This is a genomic window from Streptomyces sp. NPDC045955 (assembly GCF_056430805.1).
Window position 1 is genome coordinate 1 of sequence record NZ_JBWKKY010000024.1, and the last position, 14,792, is coordinate 14,792.

General features: G+C 69.3%; 13 protein-coding genes, 1 rRNA gene and 1 riboswitch. Of the genes, 12 read left to right on the forward strand and 2 right to left on the reverse strand.

Features of this window, described 5'->3' with window-relative positions:
• The 11 genes from rrf to AC07F0_RS33990 form a co-directional block, all read left to right on the forward strand.
• A 5S ribosomal RNA gene (rrf, locus tag AC07F0_RS33940) occupies window positions 1–95 on the forward strand; the annotation flags it as partial.
• A 109-nt stretch (window positions 96–204) separates the two neighbouring features.
• On the forward strand, window positions 205–813 hold the full coding sequence (gene clsA, locus AC07F0_RS33945) for a cardiolipin synthase ClsA (RefSeq protein WP_478983774.1): 609 nt from the start codon (window positions 205–207) through the stop codon (window positions 811–813).
• 115 nt (window positions 814–928) lie between these two features.
• Window positions 929–3,424, forward strand: coding sequence for a sugar phosphate nucleotidyltransferase (locus tag AC07F0_RS33950; protein ID WP_478983775.1), 2,496 nt, complete (start codon window positions 929–931; stop codon window positions 3,422–3,424).
• A 97-nt stretch (window positions 3,425–3,521) separates the two neighbouring features.
• Window positions 3,522–4,436: a DUF881 domain-containing protein gene (locus AC07F0_RS33955; RefSeq protein ID WP_478983776.1), complete on the forward strand. Its 915-nt coding sequence runs from the start codon at window positions 3,522–3,524 to the stop codon at window positions 4,434–4,436.
• Window positions 4,433–4,765 (forward strand): small basic family protein, encoded by a 333-nt coding sequence (locus AC07F0_RS33960; protein WP_003988855.1) that lies wholly within the window; start codon window positions 4,433–4,435, stop codon window positions 4,763–4,765. Before AC07F0_RS33955 ends, AC07F0_RS33960 begins: the two co-directional genes overlap by 4 nt.
• A gap of 5 nt (window positions 4,766–4,770) precedes the next feature.
• Window positions 4,771–5,745, forward strand: coding sequence for a DUF881 domain-containing protein (locus tag AC07F0_RS33965; protein WP_478983777.1), 975 nt, complete (start codon window positions 4,771–4,773; stop codon window positions 5,743–5,745).
• A gap of 61 nt (window positions 5,746–5,806) precedes the next feature.
• Entirely contained in the window at window positions 5,807–6,760 is a 954-nt protein-coding gene (locus AC07F0_RS33970) for an FHA domain-containing protein (RefSeq protein WP_478983778.1), read from the forward strand.
• A 51-nt stretch (window positions 6,761–6,811) separates the two neighbouring features.
• Window positions 6,812–7,546 (forward strand): transcriptional regulator FtsR, encoded by a 735-nt coding sequence (gene ftsR / locus AC07F0_RS33975; RefSeq protein ID WP_478983779.1) that lies wholly within the window; start codon window positions 6,812–6,814, stop codon window positions 7,544–7,546.
• Between the two features lie 84 nt (window positions 7,547–7,630).
• Window positions 7,631–8,104 (forward strand): bifunctional nuclease family protein, encoded by a 474-nt coding sequence (locus AC07F0_RS33980; RefSeq protein WP_003988851.1) that lies wholly within the window; start codon window positions 7,631–7,633, stop codon window positions 8,102–8,104.
• A 313-nt stretch (window positions 8,105–8,417) separates the two neighbouring features.
• Window positions 8,418–9,101 carry a MerR family transcriptional regulator gene (locus AC07F0_RS33985; protein WP_436730557.1) on the forward strand — a complete coding sequence of 228 codons (684 nt, stop codon included), beginning with the start codon at window positions 8,418–8,420 and terminating at the stop codon, window positions 9,099–9,101.
• Between the two features lie 133 nt (window positions 9,102–9,234).
• A complete protein-coding gene (locus AC07F0_RS33990) occupies window positions 9,235–10,641 on the forward strand; it encodes a DNA polymerase IV (RefSeq protein WP_478983780.1) in 1,407 nt (468 codons plus the stop codon).
• 16 nt (window positions 10,642–10,657) lie between these two features.
• Here AC07F0_RS33990 and AC07F0_RS33995 read toward each other — a convergent pair whose 3' ends face one another.
• A complete protein-coding gene (locus tag AC07F0_RS33995; protein ID WP_478983781.1) occupies window positions 10,658–11,032 on the reverse strand; it encodes a PRC-barrel domain-containing protein in 375 nt (124 codons plus the stop codon).
• Between the two features lie 113 nt (window positions 11,033–11,145).
• A riboswitch (glycine riboswitch) is annotated at window positions 11,146–11,241 on the forward strand.
• Window positions 11,242–11,418: 177 nt separating this feature from the next.
• Between AC07F0_RS33995 and gcvP the strand changes: the two genes are divergently transcribed.
• The gene (gene gcvP / locus AC07F0_RS34000; protein ID WP_478983782.1) at window positions 11,419–14,304 is read left to right on the forward strand and encodes an aminomethyl-transferring glycine dehydrogenase; all 2,886 of its coding nucleotides are present in this window, start codon (window positions 11,419–11,421) and stop codon (window positions 14,302–14,304) included.
• Window positions 14,305–14,355: 51 nt separating this feature from the next.
• Here the strand turns inward: gcvP and AC07F0_RS34005 are convergent, their stop codons facing one another.
• Window positions 14,356–14,775, reverse strand: coding sequence for a TOBE domain-containing protein (locus AC07F0_RS34005; RefSeq protein ID WP_478983783.1), 420 nt, complete (start codon window positions 14,773–14,775; stop codon window positions 14,356–14,358).
• Window positions 14,776–14,792: the final 17 nt, after the last annotated feature.

Here is a 14,792-nt window from a genome sequence, read left to right on the forward strand (position 1 = left end):
AAACGCCCGGTTACATTCCGAACCCGGAAGCTAAGCCTTACAGCGCCGATGGTACTGCAGGGGGGACCCTGTGGGAGAGTAGGACGCCGCCGAACTCCTTTTAGAGCTCTGGCTCTTGGGCACTCAGCCCGAGAGCCAGAGCTTTTTTGCGTTGAGGTAAGGTCAGGGGGCATCGTTGGCACGTTTCCCACAGGAGGCCCCCGGGTGGAGGTTCAGGAGACTCGCGTCCAGACGGACCGTGTGCTCACCATCCCGAACATCCTCAGCATGGCGCGCCTCGTCGGCGTGCCCCTCTTCCTGTGGCTGATTCTGCGGCCTGAGTTCGGTGGGCCCAAGAGTGACGGCTGGGCACTTCTGGTGCTGGCTCTGAGCGGCATCAGTGACTACCTGGACGGCAAGCTCGCGCGGCGCTGGAACCAGATCAGCAGCCTCGGCCGGCTCCTCGACCCCGCGGCCGACCGGCTCTACATTCTTTCGACATTGATCGGCCTCACCTGGCGCGAGATTCTGCCCCTCTGGTTGACCGCTGTACTTCTGGCGCGGGAGCTGGTTCTGCTGGTGATGGTGGGCATCCTCCGCCGGCACGGCTATCCGCCGCCCCAGGTGAACTTCCTGGGCAAGGCCGCCACCTTCAACTTGATGTATGCCTTCCCGCTGCTCCTGCTCAGCGACGGAAGTGGTTGGATCTCGTCACTGGCTGCTATTTTCGGATGGGCGTTCGCCGGATGGGGTACAACGCTGTACTGGTGGGCAGGAGTCCTCTACGTAGTACAAGTCCGCCGCCTGGTCCGTGCGGACGCCATGCCCGATTGAACTCGCGGATTGCTCCCACTGAAGCGGTGCGATGGCCCGTGGTGGAAAAGTGCGGGACAATCCTCGCGGGGGAAGTCGGCTAGACCGTCGTCTCTTTGAGGAGGACGCTTCCGACATGAAGGCCGTCGTGATGGCCGGAGGCGAAGGCACGCGCCTTCGCCCCATGACCTCGAGCATGCCCAAGCCGCTCCTACCCGTGGCCAACCGCCCGATCATGGAGCATGTGCTGCGGCTGCTCAAAAGGCATGGGCTCAACGAAACAGTCGTAACTGTCCAGTTCCTGGCCTCGCTCGTCAAGAACTACTTCGGTGACGGCGAAGAGCTCGGTATGGAGCTCACCTATGCCAATGAGGAGAAGCCACTCGGTACCGCCGGAAGCGTCAAGAACGCCGAAGAGGCGTTGAAGGACGATGCCTTCCTCGTCATCTCGGGCGATGCGCTGACGGATTTCGACCTCACCGAGCTCATCAATTTCCACAAGGAGAAGGGTGCGCTGGTCACGGTCTGTCTGACGCGGGTGCCCAATCCGCTGGAATTCGGTATCACCATTGTCGACGAGGAAGGCAAGGTGGAGCGCTTCCTCGAGAAGCCCACCTGGGGCCAGGTCTTCTCCGACACCGTGAACACAGGTATCTACGTGATGGAGCCCGAGGTCTTCGACTACGTCGAGGCCGACGTGCCCGTCGACTGGTCCGGCGATGTCTTCCCGCAGCTGATGAAGGAAGGCAAGCCCATCTACGGCTACGTCGCCGAGGGCTACTGGGAGGACGTCGGCACGCACGAGAGCTATGTGAAGGCCCAGGCCGACGTCCTGGAGGGCAAGGTCGACGTCGACATCGACGGGTTCGAGATCTCCGCCGGGGTGTGGGTCGCCGAAGGGGCCGAGGTCCATCCCGACGCCGTGCTCCGCGGGCCGCTGTACATCGGGGACTACGCCAAGGTCGAAGCCGGCGCCGAAATCCGTGAGCACACCGTCGTGGGCTCCAACGTGGTCGTCAAGAGCGGCGCTTTTCTGCACAAGGCCGTTGTTCACGACAACGTCTACGTGGGGCCCCACAGCAATCTGCGGGGCTGTGTGGTCGGGAAGAACACCGACATCATGCGCGCGGCGCGGATCGAGGACGGCGCGGTCATCGGTGATGAGTGCCTGATCGGTGAAGAATCGATCGTTCAGGGCAATGTGCGGGTCTATCCGTTCAAGACCATCGAGGCCGGTGCCTTCGTCAACACCTCCGTCATCTGGGAATCCAGGGGACAGGCACACCTCTTCGGCGCCCGGGGTGTGTCCGGAATCCTGAACGTGGAGATCACGCCGGAGCTGGCGGTGCGGCTTGCCGGGGCCTATGCGACCACCCTGAAAAAGGGCTCGACCGTCACCACGGCCCGCGACCACTCGCGTGGTGCCCGCGCGCTGAAGCGAGCTGTGATCTCCGCGCTGCAGGCCAGCGCCATCGACGTACGGGACCTGGAGAACGTGCCGCTGCCCGTGGCCCGGCAGCAGACGGCGCGCGGCAGTGCGGGCGGGATCATGATCCGTACGACCCCCGGGGTGCAGGATTCCGTCGACATCATGTTCTTCGACGGGCAGGGCGCCGATCTGTCGCAGGGCAGCCAGCGAAAGCTGGACCGGGTGTTCGCGCGGCAGGAGTACCGGCGTGCGTTCCCCGGGGAGATCGGTGACCTGCACTTCCCGGCGAGTGTCTTCGACTCGTACACAGGGTCGTTGCTGCGGAACGTCGACACCACCGGGATCGCGGACTCGGGCCTGAAGGTCGTCGTGGACGCGTCCAACGGTAGTGCGGGACTCGTCCTGCCGAGTCTGCTGGGGAAGCTCGGTGTCGACTCGCTGACGATCAATCCCGGTCTCGACGAGTCCAGGCCGACGGAGACGGCCGACATGCGGCGGTCGGGAATGGTGCGTCTTGGGGAGATCGTGGCGTCCTCGGGGGCCGCGTTCGGGGTGCGGTTCGATCCCGTCGGTGAGCGGCTGTCCCTCGTCGACGAGAAGGGTCGCATCATCGAGGACGACCGGGCGCTGCTCGTGATGCTCGACCTCATCGCGGCCGAGCGGCGCAGCGGCCGGGTCGCGCTGCCGGTGACCACGACCCGGATCGCCGAGCAGGTGGCGGCGTACCACGGGACCCAGGTCGAGTGGACGACCACGTCTCCCGACGACCTCACGCGCGTGGGCGGTGAGGAAGGGACGATCTTCGGTGGCGACGGCAAGGGCGGGTTCATCGTCCCTGAGTTCAGCAGCGTGTACGACGCCACCGCGGCCTTCGTACGGCTCATCGGGCTCGTGGCGCGGACGCAGCTCACGCTCAGCCAGATCGACGCGCGGATCCCGCGGGCGCACGTCCTGAAGCGGGATCTGGCGACACCGTGGGCCGTCAAGGGACTCGTGATGCGGCGGGTCGTCGAGGCGGCCGGAGACCGGTTCGTGGACACCACGGACGGCGTGCGGGTGGTGGAGACGGACGGCCGCTGGGTGATGGTGCTGCCCGACCCGGCCGAGGCCGTCACCCACCTGTGGGCCGAGGGGCCGGACGACGCCTCCGCGCAGGCCCTGCTGGACGAGTGGTCGGCGGTCGTGGACAGCGCCGGCCGGTAAACGGGCCGCACGCACGCGTGCCGGACAAGTGTCCCCAACGGGGCCTGTCCGGCACGCCGTGGGGCCGTTTCGGAGGTAGTGGCCGCGACGTGCGACGATGTGCGGCATGCCGCAGCAACCCCCCATTCGGAGCACACCGACGCGGCCCCGGCGCCCGGACGCGTCCATGTCGTTGATCACCAATGTCATGGACCACAGCCTCGACGACGGATACGCCGAGGCCGCCGCGCGCAAGAAGGCCGCGGGCGACGGTGGCATGCCGAGGACGCTCAGGGCGAAGCTGGGACTGGCTGCCGGCCTGGTGCTGGCGGCCCTCGTCGTGACCGTGGGAGCGGCCCAGGCGCGCGTCGCCGCTCCGGTCGTCGCCAAGGAGCGGGAGGAACTGGTCGACCGGATCGACCGGGAGACCGAGGCGGCGGACAAGCTGGAGGACTCCGTCGACCGGCTGCGCGAGGACGTGAGCGCGCGCCAGCGGGAGGCGCTGAAGCACAGCGGTGGGAGCGTCGAGTCCGACATCGTGGGCATCTTGTCGGGCGCCACAGCGGTGCACGGCCCCGGAGTGAAGCTCGTGGTGAACGACGCCAAGGAAGCCGGCTCGGGGGGTGACGGCGACCCGCGTGAGACCACCGGGTTCTCCGACACGGGCCGGGTGCGCGACCGGGACATGCAGCGCGTGGTCAACGGGCTGTGGGAGTCGGGCGCCGAGGCCGTCTCGATCAACGGGCAGCGGTTGACGGCCCTGTCCGCGATCAGGGCCGCGGGGGACGCGATACTGGTCGACAACAAGCCGCTGGTGCCGCCGTACACGGTACTCGCGGTGGGGGACGGGCAGCGGCTGAGCACTCGGTTCCAGGACAGCGCGGACGGGCTGTATCTGAACGCGCTCCAGGAGAGTTACGGCATCAGGACAGGCATCTCCGTGGAGGACGACCTGCGGCTGCCTGCCGCGCCGAGTGTGATCGTACGTACAGCACAGCCGAGCATTGAGAAGAGCGAGAAGGGCACATCGTGATCGCCGTACTGGGCCTCGTCGTGGGAGTCGTGGCCGGCCTGTTGGTCCGGCCTGAGGTTCCGGCGGTGGTCGAGCCTTATCTGCCGATCGCTGTCGTGGCGGCGCTCGACGCCGTCTTCGGTGGCCTGCGGGCCATGCTCGACGGCATCTTCGACGACAAGGTCTTCGTGGTGTCGTTCCTGTCGAACGTGGTGGTGGCCGCGTTGATCGTGTTCCTGGGGGACAAGCTGGGCGTGGGTGCCCAGCTGTCCACCGGTGTGGTGGTCGTCCTCGGTATCCGGATCTTCTCCAACGCCGCGGCGATCCGCCGGCACGTGTTCCGGGCGTGAGGCCGATGAGCGAGCACGACGACAAGCGCTCCGAGGAGAACGGCGGCACGCGCGCGGACCAGCGCGACGGGAACGGCGAGTCCGGGAACCGGCTGCGCAGGGAACTGCCCCAGGAGGTGTCCACGCCGGCGCCTGCCGCCCAGGACGCCCATGAACCAAAACCAGAACCAGCACCACAACGGGCATCAGAACCGGAACCGGCGCCCGAACCGCGGACGGCTCCCGGGTCCGGTGCCGGTCCCGAGTCCGAGCCGCGGCTGACCGGTCGGCAGCGGCTGGTGAAGGGGCTGTGGCCGCCACGGGTCTCACGGGCCCAACTCATCGTCGCGCTGCTGCTGTTCGGTCTCGGGTTCGGGCTGGCCGTGCAGGTGGCCTCGCACAGTGACAGTGACAGCGCGCTGCGCGGTGCGCGTCAGGAAGATCTCGTCCGCATCCTCGATGAACTGGACGACCGTACGCAGCGTCTTGAGGACGAGAAGCAGGGCCTCGAGAAGCAGCGCGACGAGCTGGAGAACAGCTCGGACCAGGCCGAGGAGGCCCGGAAGCAGACCGTCGAGAAGGAGAGGCAACTCGGCATCCTGGCCGGCACCGTGGCCGCGCAGGGGCCCGGCATCACCATGACCATCATGGACACCAAGGGCACGGTCGAGGCGGACATGCTGCTCGACGCGGTGCAGGAGCTGCGGGCGGCGGGTGCCGAGGCGATCCAGGTGAACGGCGTGCGGGTTGTCGCGGGCACGTACCTGGCGGACTCCGGTAAGGGCGTGAGCGTCGACGGGAACAAGATCAACGCGCCCTATCGTTTCAAGGTCATCGGCAAGCCGCAGGATCTCGAGCCGGCGCTCAACATCCCCGGAGGCGTGGTGCAGACTCTCGAGAAGGAACAGGCCACGGTCACCATCGAGCGGTCGACCAAGATCGTCGTGGACGCCTTGCGGCAGGTGAAGCGGCCTGACTACGCTCGGTCGTCCTCCCAGTGAACCGGGGGTGCATGGGCGAGGTCGGGCGAGGGCATGAGGTTGCGGGGGGTCGGCGCACCGAATGGGTGGTGCGTGGTGGAAACTGTCTGGTGCAGACGGACGTTGTCAGGATGTCCGGGTCGGCCAGAGTGTTCAGTCAGGGTTCGTCCTGCCCCACGGGCGGGTCTGTTTCGGTCAAGGGGAATCGCCCGTGAAGTTGTTTGCGAAGTTGTTCGGCAAGAGCGCGCGAGAAGGCAGCGACAATGCGACCGCTCGCCATCGCGCACAGCCTGACGCGGAGGGCCAGCGGCCGCTGTTCCGGGACCAGGTCGGTGGCCCGGGCGGTGACATTTCCGGAGGTCAGGGCGCGCCGTCGGTTGACCCCGCGCAGCCCGGCGGCATAGGTTTCGGGCAACCGTCAACCTCAAGTGCGGGTGGAGGGTTTTCCGACCCGTATGCGTCCAATGCCCCCGGTGGGCAGCCGCGGCAGGAGGATCCGATGTCGGCCCTGGTGTGTACGAGGTGCGGTAACCGCAACGCGGAGAACAGCCGCTTCTGCTCCAACTGCGGCGCGCCGCTGCGGGCGGGGGCGGCGGCGGAGCGTCCGTCCGAGACGACCTCCACGATCTCCATCTCCGGTCTTGAGGCCTACGACAGCGAGACCACCGGCCAGACGCCGATGCCGACGCTGTCGCCCGAGGCACAGGCGGCCGTCGACGCGCTGCCGCTGGGCTCCGCGCTCCTGGTCGTGCGCCGCGGGCCGAACTCGGGCAGCCGCTTCCTGCTGGACGGCGATCTGACCACGGCCGGGCGTCATCCGCAGAGCGACATCTTCCTGGACGACGTGACGGTCTCCCGGCGCCATGTGGAGTTCCGCCGAGGTCAGGACGGCTCGTTCACGGTGGCCGACGTGGGCAGCCTGAACGGCACGTACGTGAACCGCGAGCGGATCGACCAGGTCGCCCTGAACAACGGCGACGAGGTGCAGATCGGCAAGTACCGGCTGGTCTTCTACGCCAGCCAGCGGGGCTACTGACCGGATTTCGTCCGGGGAACCCCGCGAAGGTCCGTCCGTCAGGGAAGGTCCATGCTTCAAACACCGAGCGGCGGTGCCGGGCACGGCGCCGCCGCCACGGACAGGCTGATGAGCATCGGCACGGTGCTGAACGTGCTGCGCGACGAGTTCCCCGAGGTCACCATCTCCAAGATCCGTTTCCTGGAGGCGGAGGGGCTCATCGAGCCACAGCGGACCCCGTCGGGGTACCGCAAGTTCAGCGCCCATGACGTCGAGCGCCTCGGCCATGTCCTGAGGATGCAGCGGGACCACTATCTGCCCCTGAAGGTGATCCGTGAGCATCTGGACGCCATGGAGCGCGGTGAGGCCGTCCAGCTTCCGACGCTGGGCCGTCAGCGTGAGGGCGAGAGCGTCCCCGAGCCCCCGGAGGCGCCCACGGCGGCCAGGATCGGGCGTGAGGAGCTCCTCGCCGCCGCCGGCGTCGGCGAGGAGGAGCTCGGGGAGTGGGAGTCGTACGGGCTCGTCACCCCCCTGGAGGACGGGGTGTACGACGCGGAGGCGGTCACGGTGGCGTCGCTGATCGCCGAGCTGGGGCGGTTCGGGATCGAGCCGCGGCACCTGCGCGTGATGAAGGCCGCCGCCGACCGCGAGGCCGGGCTGGTGGACCAGGTGGTGGCCCCGCTGAAGCGGCACCGGAACCCGCAGACCAGGGCTCATGCGGAGGCCCGTGCCAAGGAGCTGGCGGGGCTCACGGTGAGGCTGCACGCCGCGTTGGTGCAGACGGCGCTGGGTGTGCGGCTGCCCTGAGACGGCCGGTCGTGGGCGACCGGAACAGGCGCCCGTTCCCGGCCCGACTACCCAAACATCCCGAGCACGGCCTAGGGTTGCTGTGTGAACGAGCTCGATGTCGTAGGTGTCCGGGTGGAAATGCCCTCCAACCAACCGATCGTGCTGCTGCGTGAAGTGGGAGGCGACCGTTACCTCCCCATCTGGATCGGACCGGGTGAGGCGACGGCGATCGCCTTCGCCCAGCAGGGCATGGCTCCTGCGCGGCCGCTGACCCACGATCTGTTCAAGGACGTGCTGGAGGCCGTCGGTCAGGAGCTCACGGAAGTGCGCATCACGGACCTGCGTGAGGGCGTCTTCTACGCGGAGCTGGTCTTCGCCAGCGGCGTCGAGGTGAGCGCCCGCCCGTCCGACGCCATAGCGTTGGCCCTGCGCACCGGAACGCCGATCTACGGCAGTGACACGGTGCTCGACGACGCCGGTATCGCGATCCCGGACGAGCAGGAGGACGAGGTGGAGAAGTTCCGCGAGTTCCTCGACCAGATCTCCCCGGAGGACTTCGGCAGCAGCAGCCAGTGAGCTCCGGATCCGGTGAGAGCCGGATGGCGGGGAATGCCAGAGGCCAGTGAGGCGTGTGGGCGGCCCGGCGGACGATGTGGTCCGCGGCAGGGTCGCCCGCCGTGTGTGTGACGGGTGAAATGCCCGCATGTGACGGAGGCGAGAGAGCGTCACGCGGCCCGCATCGGGGGCATTCGGCTAGCCTTTCCCCGCGGTGGGGCACGGGAAACCACTCTTAGGGTGATTATCACTCGGCGTGGCGAGTGTGGCGATCGTTGACGCACCCCCGGTGACTGCCTACCGTCGAGAGGGCAGGTCAAGGACGGAGGTCGGCGTGAGAAGCAGCGGCGACGGTACGGCTGGGGGTGGCCCCGAGCGCAGTCTCAGGGCGAGCGGTCCGTACCCTCCCCCGGGCTCACGGCTCCGCCCGAGCGGGGGGTGTCCCCAGCCCGGAGGGATGGCTGATCACGTTCCGCAGCGACCGACGGCTGTGCCGAGCAGCGGAGGGACGACGTCCATGGCGTCCGAGCAGATCGGCTATCGCGGCCCCACGGCCTGCGCGGCCGCCGGTATCACCTACCGGCAGCTGGACTACTGGGCCCGCACCGGCCTCGTCGAGCCGAGTGTGCGCCCCGCCTACGGGTCGGGGACGCAGCGGCTGTACAGCTTCCGGGACGTCGTCGTCCTGAAGATCGTCAAGCGGTTCCTCGACACCGGGGTCTCGCTCCAGAACATCCGCACGGCCGTCCAGCACCTCAGAGAACGCGGTTTCCGCGATCTGGAGCGGATGACGCTGATGAGTGACGGGGCGACGGTCTACGAGTGCACCTCGCCGGACGAGGTCCACGCGCTGCTCCAGGGAGGCCAGGGCGTCTTCGGGATCGCCGTGGGCGTGGTGTGGCGGGATGTCGAGAGCGCGCTGTCCCAGCTGCACGGGGAGCGGATCGACACCGGCGAGACCCTGGTCGGGCCCAACCCGGCGGACGAGCTGGCGCGGCGGCGGAACCGGGCCGTCTGAACCGTCCGGCAGTGCGGTGCCCCCCTGGCCGTTGCAGGCGGGACGTTTCCGCGCCGGGCTGCAAGCGGTTCCTCCCGGGGGTGTCAGGGCGGTTGCGGGGGCGTTGTCAGTGGCGTAGGGCAGCATCGGAGATGTGAGAACCGCGCCCACGATCCTGCACCTCGACATGGATGCCTTCTTCGCCTCGGTGGAGCAGGCGTCCAAGCCGAGCCTGCGCGGGAAGGCCGTCGTCGTGGGTGGGCTCGGGCCCCGGGGCGTGGTGGCCACGGCGTCGTACGAGGCGAGGGCCTTCGGTGTGCATTCGGCGATGCCGATGGGGCAGGCCCGGCGGCTGGCGCCCAACGCCGCCTATCTCGTGCCGCGCTTCGGGTTCTACAAGGCGATCAGCGAGCGGGTGATGGAGTTGCTGCGGGCGCTGTCACCGCTGGTGGAGCCGCTGAGCCTGGACGAGGCGTTCGTGGACCTGGAAGCCGGGGGAGCGGCCTGGGACGAGCAGTCCGCGCGGCTGGTCGGGGGGCAGCTGCGCGCGGACATACGGGCCGCCACCGGACTCACGGGATCGGTGGGGCTCGCCGCCTCCAAGATGCTCGCGAAGATTGCCTCGGAGCAGGCCAAGCCGGACGGGCTGGTGGTGATCGAGCCGGGCACCGAGCGGGCGATGCTCGGGCCGATGTCGGTGCGGACGCTGCCGGGGGTCGGGCCGGCGACGGGCGACCATCTGCGGCGGGCCGGGATCACCACGATCGAGGAGATCGTCGAGGCGGGCGAGGACGAGATGGTCCGGCTGCTGGGAAAGTCGCACGGGCACGGCCTGTACGCCATGGCGCTCGCGCGGGACGACCGGCCCGTGGTGGCGGAGCGGGAGACGAAGTCGGTGTCGGTCGAGGACACGTACGACGTGGACATCCACGACCGGGTGCGGGTCGGTCTCGAGGTGCAGCGACTGGCCGACCGGTGCGTGCGGCGGCTGCGTGGGGCCGGGCTGTCCGGGCGGACGATCGTGCTGAAGGTGCGGCGGTACGACTTCTCGACGCTCACCCGGTCCGAGACGCTGCGCGGGCCGACGGACGATCCCGGGGTGATCCGCGAGGCGGCGGCCCGGCTGCTCGACTCGGTCGACACGACGGGCGGTGTGCGGCTGCTCGGGGTGGGCGTCAGCGGGCTCGCCGACTACACACAGGAGGATCTCTTCGCGCAGGCGGCGGGGGAGCGGCCGGGGGCGGAGGCGCCCCTCGAGGAGGACGCCAAGGTGCCGGCCGAGGAGCAGCCGGCGCTCGCCGAGCGGCGGTGGCCCGCCGGGCACGACGTACGGCACGCCCTGTTCGGGCACGGATGGGTGCAGGGCAGCGGTCTGGGGCGGGTCACTGTGCGGTTCGAGACGCCCGGCTCTCAGCCCGGGCGGGTGCGGACGTTCCGGGTCGACGATCCGGACCTGGAGCCCGCGGATCCGTTGCCGCTGGTGTTAGCGACTCCCGGGGAGAGCGGCGGTGGGCCAGTGGGCGGGGCCGGGACCGTGGGGGTGCGGTCAGCTGTCCCCTAGACGGCCGGCCGGGGCTTCAGGCCGTCTCGTCCCTGCCCGCCAGCTTGCCGAAGTCGTGGTCGGGCAGCGGGGGAGGCGCGGCGACGTGGAGGCCGTAGTGGTGATAGAGCTGGAGTTCCTGTTCGGGGGAGAGATGGCGGCCCACGCCGAAGTCGGGGGCGTCCTTGATCAGGGCGCGGTCGAAGGGCACGTGGAGGGCGCCGTCGATCAGTTCACTGGGTTCGAGGGGGACGAAAGCGTCCCTGCTGAACAGGCCGGTCCGTATGGCCGCCCACTCCGGCTCGCCGGTGGCGTCGTCGAGGTAGACCTCGTCGATCGTGCCGATCCTGGTTCCCTTGCGGTCGAACGCCTTGCGGCCGATCAGATTGCGCGGATCGATATCGGTTCGCACGGGCCCTCCACATGGTCGCAACTCATCCGTAGGCACTACAAAACGGCACAATCGGAGAGGTGGCCACTCGAAGGTTCGTGCGTGGACCGCGCTGGTACGCTGGCAGCGGCTGCTGACCCCGTGCGGGAGAGTCCTCCAGACACCATCGGAGGCGCCGAAGGAGCAAATCCTCCCCGGAATCTCTCAGGCACACGTACCGCACGGACGAGGTCACTCTGGAAAGCAGGGCGGGTGTCGACGGCTTCCGCTCTCACCGACGGTGAAAACCGGAGGCCTTCGGGCGATCCGGTGAAGCTCTCAGGTTGAGATGACAGAGGGGGAGGCCGTTCGGGTACCCGTGCCGTGGTGCCCCCCGAAGGTCGTGTCAGACCAGGAGGCCTCCGCAAATGACCGCCCATCGCATCCCGCTCTCCGAACTCGAAGAGGCAGTTCCGTTCGAGCAGCGTCACATCGGCCCCGACCACGAGGCCCGCGCCAAGATGCTCGCGCAGGTCGGCTACGGCTCGCTGGACGAGCTCACGGCCGCCGCGGTCCCGGCCGTGATCAGGAGCGCCGAGGCGCTGGACCTGCCGGGCGCCCGCAGCGAGGCCGAGGTGATCGCCGAGCTGCGCTCCCTCGCCGACCGCAACCAGGTCCTCGGCTCCATGATCGGACTCGGGTACTACGGCACGTTCACGCCGCCGGTCATCATGCGCAACGTCATGGAGAACCCGGCCTGGTACACGGCCTATACGCCGTACCAGCCGGAGATCTCGCAGGGGCGGCTCGAGGCGCTGCTCAACTTCCAGACCATGGTCGCCGACCTCACCGGACTGCCCACCTCCGGTGCCTCGCTGCTGGACGAGGGCACCGCGGCCGCCGAGGCCATGGCGCTGTCGCGGCGTCTCGGCAAGAACAAGAAGGGTCTCTTCCTGGTCGACGCGGACGCGCTGCCGCAGACCGTCGCCGTGATCCGGACCCGGGCCGAGCCGACCGGCGTCGAGGTCGTCGTCGCCGACCTCGGGGAGGGCATCCCCGCCGAGATCGCCGAGCGCGAGATCAACGGCGTGCTGATCCAGTACCCGGGCGCCTCCGGAGCCGTACGCGACATCAAGCCGGTCATCGACCAGGCCCACGAACTCGGGGCGCTCGTCACCGTCGCCGCCGATCTGCTGGCGCTGACGCTGCTGAAGTCGCCCGGTGAACTCGGCGCGGACATCGCCGTCGGGACGACGCAGCGCTTCGGTGTGCCGATGGGCTTCGGCGGTCCGCACGCCGGTTACATGGCGGTCAAGGACAAGATGGCGCGCAGCCTGCCCGGACGGCTCGTCGGCGTGTCCGTGGACGCCGACGGGAACAAGGCCTACCGGCTGGCACTCCAGACCCGTGAGCAGCACATCCGCCGCGAGAAGGCCACCAGCAACATCTGCACCGCACAGGTCCTGCTCGCCGTCATGGCCGGCATGTACGCCGTCTACCACGGGCCGGAGGGCCTCAAGGGCATCGCGCGGCGCACCCACCGGTACGCCACGGTTCTCGCCGCCGGGCTCGCGAACGGCGGGGTCGAGGTCGTGCACGGCTCCTACTTCGACACCGTGACCGTACGCGTCGCCGGCCGGGCCGCCGAGGTCGTGGCCGCCGCGCGGGAGAACGGCGTCAACCTCCGTCTCGTCGACGCCGACCACGTCTCGATCGCCTGCGACGAGACCACGACCCGGGCCCAGCTGCGTGCCGTGTGGGCCGCCTTCGGGGTCGAGGGGGTCATCGAGGCGCTGGACGCGACCACGGAAGAGGGGCTTCCGGACGCTCTGCTGCGGACCGACGAGTACCTGACGCACCCCGTCTTCCACCAGCACCGCTCCGAGACGGCCATGCTGCGCTACCTGCGCCGGCTGGCCGACCGCGACTACGCGCTGGACCGGGGCATGATCCCGCTGGGCTCCTGCACCATGAAGCTCAACGCGACCACGGAGATGGAGCCGGTCACCTGGCCCGAGTTCGGGCAACTGCACCCCTTCGCGCCCGTCGAGCAGGCCGGGGGTTACCTCACGCTCATCCGTGAGCTGGAGGACCGTCTGGCGGAGGTCACCGGGTACGACAAGGTGTCCCTCCAGCCCAACGCCGGGTCGCAGGGAGAGCTGGCCGGTCTGCTCGCCGTACGCGGGTACCACCGGGCCAACGGGGACGAGCAGCGCACGGTGTGCCTGATCCCGTCGTCCGCGCACGGGACCAACGCCGCGAGCGCGGTGATGGCGGGCATGAAGGTCGTCGTCGTGAAGACCGCCGACGACGGCGAGATCGACGTCGAGGACCTGCGGGCCAAGATCGAGCAGTACCGCGACGAGCTGTCGGTGCTGATGATCACGTACCCGTCCACGCACGGTGTGTTCGAGGAGCACGTCTCCGAGATCTGCGCCCAGGTGCACGAGGCGGGCGGCCAGGTCTACGTCGACGGCGCCAACCTCAACGCGCTCGTGGGACTCGCCAAGCCGGGGCACTTCGGCGGTGACGTCTCGCACCTGAACCTGCACAAGACCTTCTGCATCCCGCACGGCGGCGGCGGCCCGGGCGTCGGTCCGGTGGCGGTGCGTGAGCACCTCGCGCCGTACCTGCCGAACCACCCGCTCCAGCCCGAGGCGGGCCCGGAGACGGGTGTCGGTCCCATCTCCGCGGCGCCGTGGGGTTCCGCCGGCATCCTGCCGATCTCCTGGGCGTACGTCCGGCTCATGGGCGGCGAGGGGCTGAAGCGGGCCACGCAGGTGGCCGTGCTCAGCGCCAACTACATCGCCAAGCGCCTGGAGCCGCACTACCCGGTGCTCTACACCGGCCCCGGCGGGCTCGTCGCGCACGAGTGCATCATCGACCTGCGGCCGCTGACCAAGGCGTCCGGGGTGAGTGTCGACGACGTCGCCAAGCGGCTGATCGACTACGGCTTCCACGCGCCGACGATGTCGTTCCCGGTGGCCGGGACGCTGATGATCGAGCCGACCGAGTCGGAGGACCTGGCCGAGCTGGACCGGTTCTGTGAGGCGATGGTCGCCATCCGCGCGGAGATCGAGAAGGTCGGCTCCGGCGAGTGGCCCGCGGACGACAACCCGCTCCGGGGCGCCCCGCACACGGCCGGGACGCTCGCCGGGGCGTGGGAGCACGCCTACAGCCGTGAGGATGCCGTCTTCCCGGCCGGGGTCTCGGTCGCCGACAAGTACTGGCCGCCGGTGCGCCGCATCGACCAGGCCTTCGGCGACCGGAACCTGGTCTGCTCCTGCCCGCCGCTGGACGCGTACGAGGACTGACCGACCCGGCAGGTCGTGTCGGAGGGGCTCCGCGGTGCGGGGCCCCTCCCGTCATTCGGCGGCCAGGGACACCTCGGTCGACTTGATCAGGGCAACGACGGGGGTTCCGGCCGACAGGGCGAGGTCGTCCGCGGCGTCCCTGGTGATCGCGGCGGTCAGTTCGCCGCCCTCGACCGTGACCCGCACGGACGCCATGGCGTCGCCGGTCGCGATGTCCGTGACCGTGCCGGGGAGGCGGTTGCGGATGGACAGGCCCTCGACGGGGGCGGTGGCCAGCGAGACCTCCGTCGACTTCACCAGGGCTCGCACGGCGGTGCCCGGCGCAAGACCGAGGTCGTCGGCCGCCTCGCGGGTGATCGCCGCGGTGAGGGCCTGACCGCCGGTGAGGCGGACCCTGACCGTCGCCATGGCCTCGCCCGGCGTGACGGCAGTGACGGTGCCGGGAAGCTGGTTGCGGATGCTCACGCTCATGGGGGCACGGTAGCCCG